Genomic DNA, 18,942 nt, shown 5'->3' with positions numbered 1-18,942 from the left:
CAAATGCTTAGTCTATTACTTCAAGATTAGAATTAAATAATTTTACTTTTTGTAATGAAGATACACAAACAGCTAAATGAGATGCAGAAAGTGAAATTGTACTATTTTCTGGAAATACATTTTTCCACTTTTTCTGTGCATCTTCAAATAATATATTGATATTTCTTTTTAGTTCATTATCATCACCGTAATTATAAAAGTTTAATTTTTTTAGCTTTGAAAGTCTGCTATTATTAGAATGTTTTAATTCTTTTAGTTTTTTTATTTTTTCTGTAAATGGTTCATCTTCATCTATATCAGCAAGCATATATATTACAGTTTTATCTTTTGAAATTACTGAAAATTCATCATAAAGTTTGGTAAATATTAATTTAAAACCTTCTTCAAATACATTAACTCCCGCATTTGCTAATACTTCATCTTCCATATCTTTAATAATTTTTTTTAATGTAATATTTTTTTCAAGGAGTCTGTCTTCAATCATTAAATCTAATAATGTGAAAGGTTCATTTAAATAATCACTTAATTTTTCTCCGTCTTCTGGTATACCTTTAATACTTTCAAAATAATTAGGATCTTTTCTATGCCAATATTCTATATCTATGCCATTAGTCCATACAGCCAAAGGGGCACCTGTTGCATTAGTATAGCTTTTTAATTGTTCTTTACCTTCTTTTTCTTTAGATTTTTTCAATTCTATAATAATTTTTGCTTCCCCATCTTTATTATTTATAACAATATCAGCTCTCTTTTTCTCTCTTCCAAAAGATATTTCACTTTCTAATGCTATATCAGAAGGTTTATATTTATAATCTTTCATCAATCTATATAAATATAATTGACGTACAAGTTCTTCAGGTGTAGCTTTTATATCTTTATTTCTAATTTGACATTTTATTTTTATATTATTTTTTTCATCAACAGTACATAATTGTTCTATATGTTTTTTTTCTTCATCATTAAATAAAGTCAATTTATTTAATTCTTCAGATAAAACAGAATTTTTCATAAAATAAGCCCTATATATTTTATTTTACTTATCGGCATAATAAAAATTTATTAGATATTTATTATTATAAACATATTTTTGATACGGTGCATACTGTTCAGGCGTTTAGGAAATTTGCTAAATGGGCTTAAATTAATAATAATTTCTGTTATAATTAAAATATAAAATATTGAGGTTTATTAATGAATAAAAAATTTTTCGCATATTATAGAAAAAATCTAATAATTTAAATTATTTACTAATTAGATATTTTGAAAGTATTTCGTTCGCTATTTCCGATATTGAAGTTTCTGACTGTTTAGATAAAATTTCTAATTCGGATAATATTTTTTTATCTAAATAAATAGGAGTTTTTATATCTTCGCTATTAATAAAAAATTTACCGTTTTCAAAATCTGTAATTCTCTGAGCTTTTGAAAAATCATATTCTTTTTTTATATCACTCATAATCACCCCTATTATAATATTGATTAATTTCGTTTCTAGTTGCATACCTTGCTGATATGATTCTTATAACTTCTTCATTAGAATTTTTTGTTCTGTCTGTATGAATAACAACAACAATAAACTTTCCTTTAATATTACCCATTGTAATAAATATGTCCTCATAATCAGAATGTTCTTCATCTTTTATAATAAGGGCATTTTTATCTGAAAAAACATATATAGCATCTTCAAATGAAATTTTATGTTTTTTAATATTGATAAGATTTTTATTGTTATCCCATTCAAATTTTATCATAATATTATTTTATATTATTAAACTATAATATCAATAGAAAGGAATTAATTTACTTCTTCTTAGGCAAATGCTTTATAATATGTCCTTCAAGCTGTATTGATTTCTGCTTTTCATCATAGCCTAAAATCTTGCCGTAAACTTCTATATAGTTCTTAGACTCTAATGTTACAGTAGCATTCACTATTAAATCAGCAATGCCTGCAATACTTTTATCTGCGGCATCATAAATTAAAAGTCTTGCTTTTTTCTTTGGAACTCCGTCTATGCTAATCTGATTTACAGTATTTACATCTGCCTTCCATTTTATATATCCTCCGCTGTATAGATCATAATTTTCAGCTACAGTTATATAATCGGGACTCTCTCTGAATATATTATAATCGGGCGCTATCACAAACTCTTTAAGAACTCTGAATCTTTCCTTTAAGTATTCGTTAATATCGCTTTTTAATGCTCCGTTTATTATAATGACAGCCTCATTAACGGAGGCGCTTCTCATATTGTTTTTAGCCTTATCAAACATAATGGCTACCTCACGCGGAGAATATGTCGGACTCTTTGCACTGTCTGGAATCCTGCCGTCTTCAAGCCCTTCAAATAAATATACATTTTCCAGTTTTTCTCTCAGCTCTTTTTGTTCTTTATCTAGAAGCACATATCTTATTTTAGGATATATTCTGTCTATTGTTATATATGAAATAAATGTAAGTATAAAAGCTATAGGTATAAGAACTAAAAATTTGGCAATTGATAATTTATTTTTACCAAGCAGATATGCTTTAGGGTTAATTTCATCTCCTCTTGCATTATTTGTTAAAAATCTTATTCTTTCTATATTATCTTTTGCAATTTTATTTTCAGGCTCTAAGTCCAATATTCTGAAATACTCCCTTAAAGCATTTTCTCTATGCCCGTTATGCAGACTTATATAGGCTTTAGCAAGCATAGCATTAATACAAAAACTATCCTCTCTAAGAGATTTTCTTGAAAGCTCTTCCGCACCGTAAAAATCTTTTAAAAATATATCGGAAAAAGAAAGCATGGCAAGGGAATCTGCATCATGAGTAATTTTTGACTTATTGCCGAGAAGAAAATCCTTTGCTTTTTTATATTTCTTTTTTTTTATAAAAGTATACGCTTTGTATGCTATTTTGCTTTTCATAATTCAGATTACAATCCTAATATTAAAATATTAATATAATTATCGATATTATGATAACTTTCATTAGTATTTTTTATTATGTAAACTTTTTTAATCAATTATTAGTTTAATATTATAAAAAATATATTATAAATAAAATTCTCAATGTCTATGAAGACTAAGCAAATTTATGATTTATATAATTATAATATATTGAAATAAAATATTTTATAGTTATAATCTATTTAAAAATTTAATTAAAATATTATAAGGTAATATAATGTATTTAGAAAATATAAACAGTCCTATTGATTTAAAAAAACTGAATATTGAAGAACTAAAATTATTATCTTCAGAGATAAGAGAGTTTTTGATAAATAATGTATCAAATACAGGAGGTCATTTAGGAAGCAATTTAGGCATTGTTGATTTAACATTGGTACTGCATTATTTGTTTGATTCTCCCAGAGATGCATTCATATTTGATGTCGGGCATCAGTCTTATACTCATAAAATTATTACAGGAAGAAAGAATAAATTTCATACATTAAGAACTTACGGAGGAATATCTGGGTTTCCTAAAAGAAATGAATCCGAACATGATATAGAAGAAACAGGTCATGCATCCACTTCTTTATCGTTTGCATACGGACTTGCATGTTCAAGAGAAATACTGGGGCTTAGAGGCGATGTTATAGCCGTTATCGGAGACGGAGCTATGACGGGAGGTATGGCATTAGAGGCTTTGAACAATATTTCAAATACGGATGCAGATATAATAATAATATTAAATAATAATGAAATGTCTATAGGAAAAAATATAGGAGCCGTGTCCAAATTTTTAAATAATACGCTGAATGATAATTTAGTTCAGGATGCATCCGAAAAATTTAGAGGACTTATATCATCTTTTCCTTTCGGAGATATTGCAAATGAGTTTATAGACAGAGGAAAAGGAGCCATAAGAACATTTGTTGCACCTGGTATTATATTCAGAGAAATAGGCTTTAAATATTTCGGACCTGTTGACGGACATAATTATGATGATTTAATTAATACATTTCAGAAAATTAAATATATAAGAGGTCCTAGATTAGTGCAGGTTAATACAGTCAAAGGAAAAGGATATAAAATGGCTGAAGATAATCCTTCTAAATTTCATGGAATAGCCCCTTTCCATGTTGAAACGGGAGAGTTAAAGAATAAATCTAATACAAAAACTTTTTCAAATATTGCAGGAGAATGTATCATAAATGCCGCTAAAGAAAATAAAAATGTTGTGGCAATAACTGCAGCTATGGAATCGGGCACAGGACTTACCGAATATGCAAAACTTTTTAATGACAGATTCTTTGATGTAGGAATAGCAGAGCAGCATGCCGTTACATTTGCAGTAGGACTTGCGGAAAACGGAATAATACCTTTTGTATGCCTATACTCTACTTTTCTTCAGAGAGGATTTGATCAGGTTATACATGATATTGGTATTATGAATGCAAATGTTAAGCTTATGATTGATAGGGCTGGATTTGTGCCTGAAGACGGATCCACTCATCAAGGCTTATTTGATATATCTTTTCTGAGAATTATACCGAATATTACTATTATGGCTCCTGTAGGCGAAAAAGATTTTACAGATATGGTTAAAAAAGCTTTAATATATAAAGGACCTACAGTTATAAGATACAGTAAATCATCTGTCAGAGAATTAAAAGACAATATAGTCTCTGATAATTTTGAAATTGGAAAGGCGCATATTATTAAAGAGGCTTATAAAACTAATAATCTTATTATAAGCTACGGACAGACTCTTATTGATATAATTGATGCTGTTGATGAAATTAATTTTGATACAGCAGTATTAAATCTTTCAACTTTAAAACCTTTAGATGAGGAAACTATTTTAAATATGGCAAAGAAGGCTGATAATATTTTAATTATTGAAGAGAGTATTAAAAAAGGCGGAATTGGAAGCGCTTTGCTTGAATTATTATCGGATAATGATATAATTAAAAAAGTAAAAATTCATGCTCTTCCCGATAAATTCTTTGAGTCAGGCTCCAGAGAAGAACTTCTAAAAATATATAAGCTTGATAAAGAAGGCATAAAAGAAATTATTAAAAATTATTTATCATATCATACAAAATAATATATTTTATATTTTGTAAGAATAAATAAAAAAGAGCACAGCAAAGACACCATACTCTTTTTTATATATAATAAACTGAGTGATTATTTAGTTTCAGTTAAAGTACCTGTAATTTTTATTATATTATTTTCATAAACAGCTTTCAAATCGCCTTTCCAATAAGGAGATGCTTTAGGCTTATCTATTATTAAAATATCCGTATTAATTATATCTGTATCATTTATAATAACAGATTCGCTTCTTTTGAAGTTTTCAGTACCCGCACCTATATTGAAAATACCATTGCTGTCTGATTTCATTTCAAACAGATAAGGATCTACTGTTCTTCCTCCTGCATGTGCAAATCTGATAGTTATAACGCCGTCAGCATCTTTTGTAATTCCAGTTCCCGTAATTTTAGGTCCTGTTTCTCCGTCAACAGTTCTTTGTGCAATGCCTGAACCAGACATACCATCATCTATATATCTTTCTGCATTAGCAGTGCCGAATAATAAGAATTCCCCCATACCAAGTTCAATTTTATTGTTTAAAATATTATTATCTGCAGATCTGTATTTGTCTAATAAATTCGGTGTTCCTGAAGGTATGGACGCTCCAGTAGCAGCATCTATTTTTCCGTCTATATCGCCGTAAGTACCTGTAATTTTTAAATAAGAATTATCGCTTATCACAGTATTATCTGTCTGACCTATTACAGCCTGAAAATCTATTGTTAATGTTCCAGCTTTAAAATCGGCATCAGACATAGTTTCCGTTTTCTGTTCTTTACAGGAAAGAACTAAAACAGATATTATAAAAATAATAAAAATCTTTTTCATTTTTTACTCCTAACTTTTATATTATTAAGTAGTATAATGCATCATTGATTTTATGTCAAAGATTATTTATATTAAAATATTTTTTTATTTAAATATATCATTAAAGTTTTTCATACAGCTTTACATTTATTATTAATTTAGTATAATAATTTTATGGTAAAAATAAATATTCAGTATATGTATTTTTAGCCCAAATAATATATTAAAACTTGTAATAAAATTGATAGAACTTAATAAATAAAACGGTAATACAATGGCAAAAAAAAATAATACTGTATTTGTATGCGATAATTGCGGAGAAAGCACTATTAATTGGATGGGTAAATGTCCATCCTGCGGTTCTTGGAATACCTTAAAACCTTTCGCAGAATCATCTGAAAATATAAAAGAAAAAGTATCCGTTTCTTCGGATAAATCCAAATTAACATCTATAAAAAAAATTAAGACTAATGAAAATATAAGAATATCTGCGGATATAGATGAACTTAACAGAGTATTGGGAGGAGGAATTGTACCCGGAAGCGTAATACTTATAGGCGGAGAGCCAGGAATCGGGAAATCTACAATTCTTTTGCAGGTTGCTTCAAACATATCAAAGAGTGAAAAAGTTTATTATTTTACGGGAGAAGAATCTCTTGAACAAATAAAGTTAAGAGCAGAAAGACTCGCATTAGAAGATTCCGATTTTTTAATATCTTCAGAATCCAATTGCGATAATATAATAAATACATTATTGGATAATCCCCCTTCTCTTGCAGTAATAGATTCAATACAGACAATATACACTTCTTCTGCAAACAGTATAGCAGGTTCTCCCGCACAAATAAAAAACTGTGCTTGGGCTTTAATGCAGACTGCAAAATTAAAAAACATAACAATATTTTTAGTGGGCCATATCACGAAAGAAGGAACTATTGCAGGACCTAAGATATTAGAGCATATTGTTGATTGCGTTCTATATTTTGAAGGTGATGACAAAGGCATATACAGAATATTAAGAGCCGTAAAAAATCGTTTCGGAGCTGTTGATGAGGTTGGAATATTTGAGATGAATGAGAGAGGATTGACTGAAGTAAAAGATCCCTCAAAAGTATTCGCAAGAGGATTAAACGATTCCGTATTTGCAGGAAGCATAATTGCTCCTGTGATAGAAGGAAGCAGAGTATTCTGCGTGGAGCAGGAGGCATTGGTTGGAAGCAGTGCTTTCGGATATCCCAGAAGGCTTACAATAGGATATGATCAGTACAGACTTTTAATAATAATAGCCATACTTGAAAAAAGAGCACATATTAATTTATCAAATCAAGATGTATATATTAATATAGCAAACGGTCTTAATGTGAAGGAAACTGCAAGCGATTTGTCAATAGCAATGGCAATAGCTTCAAGTATGTCTGGAATATCGATTCAAAGAACAAGCGCATATATAGGTGAGTTAGGACTTTCAGGAGAGGTAAGACCTGTGAGATTTATAGAGAGGCGTATAAAAGAAATGAAAAAATTTTCTCTTAAAGAAGTATATATTTCTAAAAGAGCTTTGAAAGAAGTAAAAAATACAGACAATATAAAAATTATAGGAATAGATCATATATCGGAAGCGGTAAAGAAATTAGGTATATAATTTTGCAAATACAGAATAAAATAGCAGCCGCTTTTATTGCTGCTGATAATAAGTTATTATTTATTTATCTCATTAGTTATTATAAAAGTTGTTCTGTTTTCAATAGCATCATTTTTTGTATATGCATAATCTTTTATATCATTAATATTGATCATATTTGGAACTACGGTCTCTATATAAGGCATAGAAGATATTTCATTTATTGTATTTGTTAAATCATAATTCAGTTCTATATTTTTTACCAACAATTTATTAGAATTATCGATGTCTGCTTCCATAAATTGATTAACTTTTTTACCGTTTACTTCTCCGTCTCCGTATATAAATTTTACTTTCGTGTTTCCGTTTTCATAAGATACGGCGGCGGCTCCCGATACTTTTATGCTTGCATTAGAAGTTGATACTATAATAGAGTCAGGTTTAATATTTGAAAATGCTGCAATTAAAAAATTACCTCTGTCTAAATATAATTTTGTATTTCCTGTTTTATCATAAGATTCATTTATATTTAATGATGAGTTTTCTTTAACTTTAAATATATTATTGCTTTCCAAGTATGAGGTAAGAGAAGAATTTTTTTCTGTAGATATATTATCTTTAGTAAATATAAAATCTCCGTTACTGGCAGGTTTTACTATAGCTTTTTGAGAAGATATTTTTACTTTTCCTTTAACATCAACTACCTGCATATACTGATTTGTTTTATAAGCGGACTGCAAACTCAAAGTTATAGAAAGCATTAGCAATAAGGCAGTAATTTTTTTATTCATTGATAAACTCCATCAAAAATAAATATTATATTGCTAATAATATCGGCATTAAAAAAATTATCAATACTGTTTTTTATTACTGTATATGTATTTTTATATTGGGGCTCTTTATAGTTTCCCCTTCATCGGTTTTTGCTTCTATATAAAAAGTATAATCTCCGTATTTAAGATTCCATCTTATATATTCTTTTTTTAATTCATTAATATCAGCTATCGCTTCATTATTGCAGAATAATACTGCAGATACAATATTTTTCGGTATGTATGAAGATATGAATATATTCTGATATTCTATAGGAAGAGACGAATCTATACTGTATACAGAATTGTCAGCAGGCTCTTTTATTGAAAGTCTTTGCGCATTGCCGATTTTTATTTCAGATGATTCATTATTTATATCAACTTCATTAACTGAATTATATATTAAAGTATTTTCAAAATTACCGTTTTGATAATTAATATTATTTTTTATTCTATTGTATTCATAGATACTGTCTATTTTTGTCCATTGATGATTCGGACGTTCAATCTGCTGCTCTTTTATCCAGCCGTTATATTCGCTTGGCATATTAATAAAAACCTTTGCTGTTACAGAACCGTCGGAATTTATTTTTATATACAGATTATGAACATCGCATTCATCTTTTGGTATATTTATATGAGAAAACTCTTCAATTCTTGTTTCTTTGCAGAACTCCCCTCTTAATTTTCCGCTTATGAGGCATATTTCTTTTTTTATTATAGTATCAGGCTTATTCCATTCGGTTTCTTTATGGCTTTTATTAAGCATAGCAAATAAATCATAAAGTATAGGAACAGCTCCGTTTCCCCCTGTTATATTAATCATCTCGCTTCCTGCAAAATCTCCGAGCCATAACCCCACTATATAATCTTTTGTATAGCCCACAGCCCAAGCGTCTCTTGATCCTTTTGAAGTACCGGTTTTTATTGCAACAGAGAAAGGATACACTATTCCTTTATAGCTTCTAAAAGATCCCATTCTTGCATTTCTATCGGAAAGTATGCTTGTTATCAGATATGCGCTTTCTTCCGATATTACTTTTCTTGAAGTTTTCTTAGGCAGCGTTATAACTTCTCCGTTTGCTTTTTTTAATGAAGTTATAGAATAATGATTTATAAATATACCCGAGTTTGGAAATATGCTGTATGCCGATGCTAAATCAATTAATCTTACCTCAGCACTTCCAAGCACAAGAGAATATCCGTAATAGTCGGGATTTTTATCTATAGAACTTAAGCCAGATTTTAGAAGTATATTCTGAAAATCTTTTATACTGTATCTTGCAAGCCATTTAACTGCGGGTATATTAAGCGAATTTGCTAATGCATCTCTTATGGTAACAGGACCTCTGTACTTATGATCAAAGTTTTCAGGTATATAATCTCCGCCCGGCGAATTAATATATGTTTTAATATCGGCTATAACGGAAGCAGGAGATTCTCCTTTATCAAATAAATATGCATACATAAAAGGCTTTAATGTGCTTCCCGCCTGCCTTAATGCAGTAGATCCGTTTACAGCGCCATGAGTTTCCGCATCAAAATAGTCCATTGAGCCTATCATTGAAAGAACTTCTCCAGTTTTAGCATTGAGTATTATGCATGATATATTACGCACGTTGAAAGTATGAAGAGACTGACTTGAATTGCTTATAACCAAAACGGCCTCTTTTTGCATATTATAATCTAATGTGGTTCTTAATTCCGTTACTTCAGTATATTTTAATTTATCAAGTGATTCTCTTGCATACATTGTAAAATGAGGCGTTTTAAATGTATATTTTTCTTTATCATCATAGATTTTAGGTTTTTCATTTATATATTTAATATAATCTTCATCTGTTATGAAATTATTATTTTTCATTTTGCTTAATACATATATTCTTCTTGAATTTAATCTCTCTTCAAATTTATACGGATTGAATTTTGTACCCGATTTTATTATTGAAGCGAGCACCGCAGCTTCATTATTATTTAAATCTTTTGTACTTTTATGAAAATACAAATCGCTTGCAGCTCCTGCTCCGTAACAGTTATTTCCGAAAAATATTCTATTTAAATATTCCGTAATTATTTCCTCTTTTGAAAGATTTCTTTCAAGTCTTATTGCATCAAGGGCTTCATAGAACTTATTTATATATGTTCTTCTGCGGGGTATGATATTTTTAGCGAGCTGCTGAGTAATTGTACTTCCTCCCGACACAACTCTGCCTCTTATCAGATTTGATAAAAATGCTCTTATTACGGATCTATAATCTATACCGCTATGATGAAAAAAATTTTTATCTTCCGCACTTATTACGGCATTAATTAAATTTGCTGATAAATCTTTATATTCCACTTCTTCAAAAAATCCGCCGTACTTCGGAAATACGGTTGATATTAGTACAGAATTTCTATCATATATTTTTAAAGCTCTCTCTTCTTTTATATTTAATTCATCTTTTGAAAACGGCTTATTTATATATTCTCTGCAGTATTTATAAAAATTATATACTTTAGGTATGAATATAACCGATAATATTATCAAAAACAACAATACGGTATATATTATAGTTAATGCAGTTCTTCTGATAATTTTTTCCATAGAGCGCTATTTTACAAAAGAATTAACAAATAGTCAAATTATTTATTTGAAGAAACAGAATATTTATATAAATTAAATTTTCATTGACAAATATATTTTTATTTACTATAATTAAACTTGTTATGGGTTTTATTACCGTTTTATTATTTTCAATTTCAGGAGTAAATCATCTTATGAAAAAAATACATAGCTTGTCTTTTAAAATGCCTGTAACTATAAGTTCAATGTTGATATTAATGCTGGTATTTCTTCTTGGAACTTCACTCTATTTTTCGAATAAAGGCTTAACAGATACTACATATAGAGGTTTTCACAATACTACTGGCGGATATGTTGATTTATTTGATTCTATACTAGAGTCGCAGCTTATGGTTTCTACAGCTTATGCCAGCAGTGTTAATATTATAAATTATTTGATGAACGGTAATGACGAAACATATAGGCAGAATAGTTTGATAGATATAAATTTATTCTGCGATAGAAATGAATATATTGAAGATATATATGTGATTAATACCAACGGCAATATATCTTTAGCCAGAAGCAGCAAATTAATAGGCAGAAATATTCAGGATTTTAGATCGGATACTTGGAGTAAGCTAAGATCAGGCAGAGAGTTCGTATTCGGCAATAATATTATAAGATCCGAAGAGTCAAAAGAATTTACAATTTCATTAGGAATAAGAGTTTTAGATTTTAATAATAATTTAATAGGATATTTGTTATCCGTTATTAAATTGCCCGTTATTCATAAAAAATATTTCAGCGATATAAGACTTGGAAAAACCGCTAAAATAGTTATGGTAAATGAAAAAGGAATCATCGTTATGGGTTCCGATATTTCCAATATAGGCGAAGAAGCTATTAGCGAATATATTAAAATAGTTCAAGGAGCGAGTACAGAAGGGGAGTTAAAATACTTGTATAATAACAATATACGCAGCGGATATTATAAAAAAATGGGCGTTCAACCTTGGACAGTTATTTATGTTATGAACAATAAAGAGATTTATGAAATCAATAATTCAATAATTGCAACCAGCGTGATAATCAGTATATTTTCTATTGCCGTTATGACATTAGTGGTATTTTTATATACCAGAAGCATAATAAAGCCGCTTAATATTGTAGTTGAAGAGGCTAAAGAAATAGAGGAAGGAAAACTTATCAGACATGGAAGAAAAATGAATAGAAAAGACGAACTCGGCGATTTATCTCATTCCTTCCATAATATGAAATACAAGCTTATACAGATAATAGACAGCACTTTAAGTAATGCAGAAAAAATGTCAGATGCGGCTAATATACTTGCTTCCAGAAATAAAGATCTTGCAAAAAAGTCTGAGAGCACGGCGGCTGACCTTGAACAGACAGCTTCTTCTATGGAAGAAATAGCTTCTGCAATATCTATGGCTGCAAATAATTCGGTTAAAGGCAATAACATGATGAACAGCTGCAGAGAATCTATAGAAACGGCTTCATCTATCGTGTCTGAAACGGTAAGAAGTATGAATGAAGTTAATAATGACAGTGCAAAAATTAAAGATATTATAAAAGTTATAGAAGGCATAGCTTTTCAAACTAATATTTTAGCTCTTAATGCCGCAGTGGAAGCGGCCCGTGCAGGAGAACAGGGAAAAGGTTTTGCCGTTGTTGCAAGCGAAGTAAGAAGTTTAGCGCAGAGCAGTCAGGATTCGGCTAAAGATATTACTGAATTAGTTAATCAGGTATATGAAAAAATAAGCAAAGCTAATGAAATAGTTGAAAGTCAGGAACAATTATTTATGGGCATTAAAGAACAGATAGAAGAAACGGCAAACATCATTAAAGATATAAGTTCTGCTGCTTTAGAACAGCAATCAGGTGTGGCTCAGGTTAATAAAGCTGTTACGGAAATGGATAATATTACTCAGGAAAATGCAGCTTTAGTGGAAGAATCCACAGCTTCTTCCATATCATTATATAATAATGCTAAAGAACTGCAGAATATTGTAAGTTTTTTCAGTATAGAACAATAATGATTAAAAAACTATTTACAAAATAAAAAATAAAGGCTATAATATTTAAAACCTAAATGAATAACTTTTAATGTTTATCATAAAGGAATTTTTTATAATTTATATTTATCTGATTTATTAGTTTATGGAAAATAATAGAATTGCTGTTATCAGCATAATAGTTGAGAAAACTGAAAATGCTTCAAAAGTAAATAAAGCTTTGCATGAATACAGCGATTTTATTATAGGAAGAATGGGCATTCCTTACAGAGAAGAAAATATAAATATAATCAGTATAGTCTTAAATGCTCCTATTGATAAAATTAACAGTTTAACAGGTAAAATCGGTATGCTTGAAGGCGTTTTTGCAAAAGCGCTTTATGCAGATAGAAAACGATAATCTTTAACGGTTTTTATTATCAGCAGGAGTTCTATTTATGTATGCTTTATTTAATTATAGTTCAAAATCAAAAAATGCAAATGAATTTATAAACGATGAGGAAATTCTAAAAACAATATCTCAGGTACAAAACGGAAAATATAGTATAAAAGATATACTAGAAAAAGCAAATGAAATGAAAGGTCTTGAACCTAAAGAAGCATTAGCTTTGCTTCTTTGCGGTGATAAAGATACTGAAAGCAAAATATTTGAAACGGCTAAAAAAATAAAATTAGAAATATACGGTAAAAGAATAGTATTATTTGCCCCGCTTTATTTATCAAATTACTGTATTAACGGCTGCATTTACTGTCCTTATCATGCTAAAAATTCTCATATAGCAAGAAAAAAACTTACTCAAGATGAGATTAGATCTGAAGTTATAGCATTGCAGGATATGGGACATAAAAGACTTGCATTGGAAATGGGAGAAGACCCTGACTATGCAAGTATGGAATATCTGCTTGATTCTATAAAAACGATATACGATATTAAACATAAAAACGGAGCTATCAGAAGAGTTAATGTTAATATTGCGGCCACTACGGTTGAAAATTATAAAAAGTTAAAGGAAGCAGGCATAGGAACCTATTTATTATTTCAGGAAACTTATCATAAGCCTACCTATGAAAAAGTTCACCCAAGCGGTCCTAAAAGCAATTATGAATATCATACAGAAGCAATGGATAGGGCTATGGAAGGAGGTATTGATGATACGGGTATAGGAGTATTATTCGGGCTTTATGATTACAAATATGATTTTACTGCTATGCTCTATCATGCCAAGCATTTGGAAGATACTTTCGGATGCGGACCTCATACTATAAGCATACCTAGAATAAGACCTGCCGATGATGTTGATGTTAAAAGTTTTCCTAATGCTATAGATGATAATTTATTTAAGAAAATAGCAGCTGTTTTAAGAATTGCCGTTCCATATACTGGAATAATTGTCTCTACAAGAGAAAGTAAAAAATCAAGGGAGGAAGTGTTGGAGGTAGGAGTTTCTCAGATAAGCGGAGGTTCAAGAACAAGTGTCGGAGGATATGCCGAAGAAGAAGATGAGAATTCAAAACAGTTTGAAATTTCTGATAGCCGTTCGCTTGATGATATTGTAAAATGGCTTGCTGATATAGGTTATCTTCCAAGCTTCTGCACAGCCTGCTACAGAGAAGGGAGAACAGGAGACAGATTTATGGCTTTTGCTAAAAGCGGACAGATAAAAAATTTCTGTCAGGCTAATGCATTAATAACATTAAAAGAATATGAAAATGACTATGCTAAAGAAGAAACTAAAAAATCCATAGATAAAGTTATTATAAATGAAATAGAAAAAGTGCCGAACGAAAAAGTAAAAACAAAATTGGCTTATGCTTTGAAATGCATAGACAAAGGAACAAGAGATTTTAAATTTTAATGTATTAAATTAGGAATGTTAAAAATGAACAATACACCAAATTCAAACAGAAGTCATATATCTATATTCGGAAGAAGGAATGCTGGCAAATCGAGTATTATTAATGCAATTGCAAATCAGGATATCGCAATAGTTTCAGATATAGCGGGCACTACTACGGATCCTGTAAAAAAATCTATAGAAATAAATACAATAGGCGCATGCACTATAACCGATACCGCAGGCTTTGATGATGAAGGATATCTCGGAGATTTGAGAATGCATAAAACAAAAAAAATAATAGAATCCTCAGACATTGCTTTGCTTGTATTTGACGCTTCTTTTTCCAGCAATGATTATCTGCTTGAATTAAAATGGAAAGATGATCTTTGCCGTTTAGAAATACCTATTATTGCCGTTTTAAATAAAATAGATTTAAATTGTAATTATAAAAATATGGAAATTAATATAAAAGAAATATTCGGTTTAGAAACAGTTTCAATAAGCACCTATAATAAACTTAATATTAATAAGCTTATAGAAGCTATAAAATTAACTATTCCTAAAACTGAAGAAATCAGCATAACAGGTCATATAATAAAAGAAGATGATATTGTGATGCTTGTTATGCCTCAGGATATTCAGGCTCCTAAAGGGCGTCTTATTCTTCCGCAGGTTCAGACTATAAGAGATATTTTAGATAATAAGGCTGTGGTTATTGCTTCCTCCTTTGATAAATTTGAAAAAGCGCTTAAGTCATTAAGAAAGCCACCTAAAATAATAATTACAGATTCCCAAGTTTTTAAAGAAGTGGAAAAATTAAAGCCTGAGGATAGTCTTCTAACTTCATTTTCAGTGCTTTTTGCAAGATACAAAGGAGATGAAGAGATATATAAAAAAGGAGCCTGCTTTATAGATAAACTTAATCAAAACAGCAGGCTGTTAATAGCCGAAAGCTGCACGCATATTCCATTAGAAGGAGATATAGGCAGAGTAAAAATTCCAAGCCTATTAAAAAATAAATTCGGTTTTGATTTTGATATCGATTATACATCAGGAAACGATTTTCCGAATGATTTGTCAAAATATGATTTGATAATACATTGCGGAGGGTGTATGGGAACTAGAAAACATATATTAAACAGAATAAGAATATGCAAAGAGCAGAATATTCCAATAACTAATTATGGTATGGCTATAGCAAAGATAAACGGAGTTAAATATATATAATACTGAAAAGGAATATTTAATTTGAGTAATATAAAAACAGCAAAGGAAATTATTGATAAAACTGCAGCCGAAGAAAGCATATCTTATAAAGATGCTTTAAAACTATTATCGTCTTTTGAATATAATAATGATATTAATAAAAAAGAGTTTACTTCAGGGCAACATGAAGATATAAAAAAATTAAAAGAATATCTCAGATTAAAGGCAAGAGATAAAGCCGATAAAGTATTTGGTAAATATGTTTTTATGCGGGGACTTATAGAATTTACTAATTACTGTAAAAATGACTGCATATACTGCGGAATAAGAAAAAGCAATAAAAATGCCGAGCGCTACAGATTAAATAAAGATGAAATTTTATCCTGCTGCAAACTCGGTTATAATATAGGCTTCAGAACCTTTGTACTTCAGGGAGGAGAAGATTCTTATTATAATATAGACATAATGTCTGATATTGTGCATGAAATTAAAAAAAAATTCTCAAACTGCGCTTTAACATTATCAATAGGAGAAAAAGAAGAGGATTATTACAGAGTATTAAAAGAAAAAGGAGCTGATAGATTTTTACTCAGACATGAAACTTCAGATAATGATCATTATTCAAAACTTCATCCATACAATATGAATTTAGATAATAGAAAAAAATGCTTAAGAAATTTAAAAAAGCTGGGCTATCAGACTGGAACAGGTATAATGGTAGGAAGTCCTTATCAGACTTTAGAAAATATTGCCGATGATTTAATATTTATGCAGGAAATTAATCCAGAGATGATAGGAATAGGTCCTTTTTTGCCGCATAGGGACACGCCGTTTGCAGATGAGAAAAAAGGAGAACTTGAGCTTACCTTAATAATTATAAGCATACTTCGTCTTATTTTTCCTTTGGCATTGATACCTGCAACTACTGCTTTAGGCACTATTAAAGAAGGCGGAAGAGAGCTTGGAATACTTCATGGTGCTAATGTTGTTATGCCTAATCTATCGCCTATTAATATGAGAAAAAAATATATGCTTTATAATGATAAAATAGCTGCGGGAGCCGAGTCGGCCGAAGGTGTTAAAAGTCTTAGAGAAAATATGCAAAAAATCGGATATATTCTTACTGGAGAAAGAGGAGATTTTGATATTAACAGATATTATAAGCCTTCATAAAAAATAAAATTATATATTTACATATAAACTATTATATATTAAAATATTATAATTATATAATAAGAGTAAATATTAATTATGAAAAATATTTTTAATAATAAAATTAATAATCAAAATAATCCTAATAAAACAGTAGTTCAGTCTATAGAGGAGTTTTTAAGAAGAATATCAAATTTAACTGCAATAGCAGGATCCATATTTGCAATATTTGTTCTTTTAATGCAGGTAAGACAGGTTAATACTAATAATTTTTATATATATAATTATGATAAAATCATCAATATTATTACAATATGCTTTATATTTATACTTATAGATCAGATAAGAATAGCTCCGAGAAAACTTTATATTATAATGACGGCTGTTCAGCTTATAGGTTTATTATTTCTGAATTTTTTCAGCAGAAAATATTATGACATATATGCAAATAGAATAATATGGACAATAGCAGGATCAATACTTTTCTTTTTAGTTATAGTGATAAATTGGTTTAGGCTTTCATATTCAAAGTTTACATTATATCAGATGATCATAGCTTCATTTATATTTGTTATAACATTAGGAAGTCTGCTTCTATATCTGCCTTTAAGCACAGTAAGCGGAAAATTATCATTTATAGACTCTTTATTTACTGCTACCAGTGCGGTATGCGTTACAGGATTAAGCGTTATAGATGTTTCTAAAGAGCTTACATTATTCGGACAAATTGTATTAATTATACTTATACAGATAGGAGGATTAGGTATTATGTCCATATCGGCTATAGTGCTTTTATTTTCCGTAAATAAGGGAAGCGTTCAAGACAGAGTTAGAACTTTGGAAATGTTCAATACACAGAATAAAGATATAATACAATCAACGGTAAAAGTTATTTTTTTATCAACATTTTTAATAGAGCTGCTTGGTGCAGTTTCTTTATTTACTGTAATGGACATAAATAATAGTTTTGCCATACGTATATTTTATTCAGTATTTCATTCTATAAGCGCTTTTTGTAATGCAGGATTTTCTCTTTATACAGATAATCTGCATCAGTATTCAGCTAATATCACGGTTAATACTGCAATTATGCTTCTTATAATATTGGGAGGTATAGGATATCCAGTAATGCTTACAATTACAAGGGCTATATTTAATAAGGTAAAAGGAAAAAGATATGTATTTGATGTTCAGGCTAGAATAGTAATATATACAAGCGTAATTTTAATAATCATAGGCAGTGTTTTTATATTTTTTAATGAATATTCTAATTCTTTAAAGGATCTGACTTTAAAAGAAAAAATATTGGTTTCATTATTTCAAAGCGTAAGCCCTAGAACCGCAGGCTTTGAAACTATAGCCTATAATTCTATGAGCAGCGTTACCATAGGAGTTATTATATTTTTAATGTTTGTAGGCGCTTCTCCTAATGGTACAGGGGGCGGAGTAAAAACTACTACATTATTTGTTTTTATGTTTTCAGTAATTACGGCTATTTTTAACAGACCTTATATTGTAGTTAATGGCAGAAAAATAAAAGATGATGCAGTTAATAAATCCGTTGCTATAGTTACGCTTGCCATAGGCATTTCGGTACTTTCTTCGTTTATTATGTTCTATATAGAAAAATCAAATACTATGATGCCTATACTGTTTGAGGTTGTATCCGCTATAAGCACGGTAGGTCTCTCGCTTGGAATAACTCCGTCAATTACAGTATGGAGTAAATTAATACTTATAATACTTATGTTTATAGGAAGAGTGGGATATCTTACCTTATTTATGAGCATAGGATCCATAGATCAGGGTAAATACGGCATAATAGATTTGCCTACAGGCGATGTAACTATCGGTTAAAAATTATGTCTAAAGTTATTATTGTATGCGGTGC

At 29.5% G+C, this 18,942-nt stretch carries 15 protein-coding genes; 8 read left to right on the top strand and 7 right to left on the bottom strand.

The features are described from left to right. Positions 1 to 7: 7 nt before the first annotated feature. The 4 genes from QZ306_RS04355 to QZ306_RS04340 form a co-directional block, all read right to left on the bottom strand. Positions 8 to 1,009 (bottom strand): type I restriction enzyme HsdR N-terminal domain-containing protein, encoded by a 1,002-nt coding sequence (locus QZ306_RS04355; protein ID WP_295161565.1) that lies wholly within the window; start codon positions 1,007 to 1,009, stop codon positions 8 to 10. Positions 1,010 to 1,240: 231 nt separating this feature from the next. Then, entirely contained in the window at positions 1,241 to 1,456 is a 216-nt protein-coding gene (locus tag QZ306_RS04350) for a hypothetical protein (protein WP_295161563.1), read from the bottom strand. Continuing rightward, complete coding sequence (locus tag QZ306_RS04345; RefSeq protein WP_295161561.1) at positions 1,449 to 1,751, bottom strand: BrnT family toxin; 303 nt, start codon at positions 1,749 to 1,751, stop codon at positions 1,449 to 1,451. The genes QZ306_RS04350 and QZ306_RS04345 overlap by 8 nt, the downstream gene beginning before the upstream one ends. Positions 1,752 to 1,800: 49 nt before the next feature. Next, a complete protein-coding gene (locus QZ306_RS04340; RefSeq protein ID WP_295161559.1) occupies positions 1,801 to 2,913 on the bottom strand; it encodes a hypothetical protein in 1,113 nt (370 codons plus the stop codon). A 259-nt stretch (positions 2,914 to 3,172) separates the two neighbouring features. Between QZ306_RS04340 and dxs the strand changes: the two genes are divergently transcribed. Continuing rightward, a complete protein-coding gene (dxs, locus tag QZ306_RS04335) occupies positions 3,173 to 5,041 on the top strand; it encodes a 1-deoxy-D-xylulose-5-phosphate synthase (protein ID WP_295161557.1) in 1,869 nt (622 codons plus the stop codon). A gap of 83 nt (positions 5,042 to 5,124) precedes the next feature. Here dxs and QZ306_RS04330 read toward each other — a convergent pair whose 3' ends face one another. Beyond that, entirely contained in the window at positions 5,125 to 5,859 is a 735-nt protein-coding gene (locus tag QZ306_RS04330; RefSeq protein WP_295161555.1) for a hypothetical protein, read from the bottom strand. A 253-nt stretch (positions 5,860 to 6,112) separates the two neighbouring features. Between QZ306_RS04330 and radA the strand changes: the two genes are divergently transcribed. Further along, entirely contained in the window at positions 6,113 to 7,480 is a 1,368-nt protein-coding gene (gene radA / locus QZ306_RS04325) for a DNA repair protein RadA (RefSeq protein ID WP_295161553.1), read from the top strand. Positions 7,481 to 7,536: 56 nt separating this feature from the next. On the opposite strand, the gene QZ306_RS04320 is transcribed toward radA, so the two are convergent. Together QZ306_RS04320 and pbpC are read right to left on the bottom strand one after the other, a co-directional pair. After that, positions 7,537 to 8,250, bottom strand: coding sequence for a FecR domain-containing protein (locus QZ306_RS04320; protein ID WP_295161551.1), 714 nt, complete (start codon positions 8,248 to 8,250; stop codon positions 7,537 to 7,539). 76 nt (positions 8,251 to 8,326) lie between these two features. Further along, positions 8,327 to 10,858 (bottom strand): penicillin-binding protein 1C, encoded by a 2,532-nt coding sequence (gene pbpC, locus QZ306_RS04315; RefSeq protein ID WP_295161549.1) that lies wholly within the window; start codon positions 10,856 to 10,858, stop codon positions 8,327 to 8,329. Positions 10,859 to 11,031: 173 nt separating this feature from the next. Here pbpC and QZ306_RS04310 point away from each other — a divergent pair, with 173 nt between their 5' ends. From QZ306_RS04310 to QZ306_RS04285, 6 genes are all read left to right on the top strand, one after another. Then, on the top strand, positions 11,032 to 12,876 hold the full coding sequence (locus QZ306_RS04310; RefSeq protein WP_295161548.1) for a methyl-accepting chemotaxis protein: 1,845 nt from the start codon (positions 11,032 to 11,034) through the stop codon (positions 12,874 to 12,876). A 124-nt stretch (positions 12,877 to 13,000) separates the two neighbouring features. Next, the gene (locus QZ306_RS04305; RefSeq protein ID WP_295161547.1) at positions 13,001 to 13,255 is read left to right on the top strand and encodes a TM1266 family iron-only hydrogenase system putative regulator; all 255 of its coding nucleotides are present in this window, start codon (positions 13,001 to 13,003) and stop codon (positions 13,253 to 13,255) included. Between the two features lie 37 nt (positions 13,256 to 13,292). Then, on the top strand, positions 13,293 to 14,711 hold the full coding sequence (gene hydG / locus QZ306_RS04300; RefSeq protein WP_295161544.1) for a [FeFe] hydrogenase H-cluster radical SAM maturase HydG: 1,419 nt from the start codon (positions 13,293 to 13,295) through the stop codon (positions 14,709 to 14,711). 24 nt (positions 14,712 to 14,735) lie between these two features. Continuing rightward, complete coding sequence (gene hydF / locus QZ306_RS04295; RefSeq protein WP_295161542.1) at positions 14,736 to 15,920, top strand: [FeFe] hydrogenase H-cluster maturation GTPase HydF; 1,185 nt, start codon at positions 14,736 to 14,738, stop codon at positions 15,918 to 15,920. A 21-nt stretch (positions 15,921 to 15,941) separates the two neighbouring features. Further along, positions 15,942 to 17,072, top strand: coding sequence for a [FeFe] hydrogenase H-cluster radical SAM maturase HydE (gene hydE / locus QZ306_RS04290; protein ID WP_295161540.1), 1,131 nt, complete (start codon positions 15,942 to 15,944; stop codon positions 17,070 to 17,072). Positions 17,073 to 17,150: 78 nt separating this feature from the next. Beyond that, positions 17,151 to 18,908: a potassium transporter TrkG gene (locus QZ306_RS04285; RefSeq protein WP_295161539.1), complete on the top strand. Its 1,758-nt coding sequence runs from the start codon at positions 17,151 to 17,153 to the stop codon at positions 18,906 to 18,908. Positions 18,909 to 18,942: the final 34 nt, after the last annotated feature.

This window comes from uncultured Brachyspira sp. (genome assembly GCF_910588665.1).
Taxonomy (GTDB): Bacteria; Spirochaetota; Brachyspiria; order Brachyspirales; family Brachyspiraceae; genus Brachyspira.
Note: the sequence above shows the minus strand (reverse complement) of the source record. Positions and strands in the feature narration are given on the sequence as shown.

Bases quoted from the DNA above. Each gene is read 5' to 3' on its own strand.
- dxs (WP_295161557.1), top strand. From the start codon at position 3,173: ATGTATTTAGAAAATATAAACAGTCCTATTGATTTAAAAAAACTGAAT.
- pbpC (WP_295161549.1), bottom strand. From the start codon at position 10,858: ATGGAAAAAATTATCAGAAGAACTGCATTAACTATAATATATACCGTA.
- QZ306_RS04305 (WP_295161547.1), top strand. From the start codon at position 13,001: ATGGAAAATAATAGAATTGCTGTTATCAGCATAATAGTTGAGAAAACT.
- QZ306_RS04285 (WP_295161539.1), top strand. From the start codon at position 17,151: ATGAAAAATATTTTTAATAATAAAATTAATAATCAAAATAATCCTAAT.
- QZ306_RS04355 (WP_295161565.1), bottom strand. From the start codon at position 1,009: ATGAAAAATTCTGTTTTATCTGAAGAATTAAATAAATTGACTTTATTT.
- QZ306_RS04310 (WP_295161548.1), top strand. From the start codon at position 11,032: ATGAAAAAAATACATAGCTTGTCTTTTAAAATGCCTGTAACTATAAGT.
- QZ306_RS04320 (WP_295161551.1), bottom strand. From the start codon at position 8,250: ATGAATAAAAAAATTACTGCCTTATTGCTAATGCTTTCTATAACTTTG.
- hydG (WP_295161544.1), top strand. From the start codon at position 13,293: ATGTATGCTTTATTTAATTATAGTTCAAAATCAAAAAATGCAAATGAA.
- QZ306_RS04340 (WP_295161559.1), bottom strand. From the start codon at position 2,913: ATGAAAAGCAAAATAGCATACAAAGCGTATACTTTTATAAAAAAAAAG.
- hydF (WP_295161542.1), top strand. From the start codon at position 14,736: ATGAACAATACACCAAATTCAAACAGAAGTCATATATCTATATTCGGA.
- QZ306_RS04330 (WP_295161555.1), bottom strand. From the start codon at position 5,859: ATGAAAAAGATTTTTATTATTTTTATAATATCTGTTTTAGTTCTTTCC.
- radA (WP_295161553.1), top strand. From the start codon at position 6,113: ATGGCAAAAAAAAATAATACTGTATTTGTATGCGATAATTGCGGAGAA.
- QZ306_RS04350 (WP_295161563.1), bottom strand. From the start codon at position 1,456: ATGAGTGATATAAAAAAAGAATATGATTTTTCAAAAGCTCAGAGAATT.
- QZ306_RS04345 (WP_295161561.1), bottom strand. From the start codon at position 1,751: ATGATAAAATTTGAATGGGATAACAATAAAAATCTTATCAATATTAAA.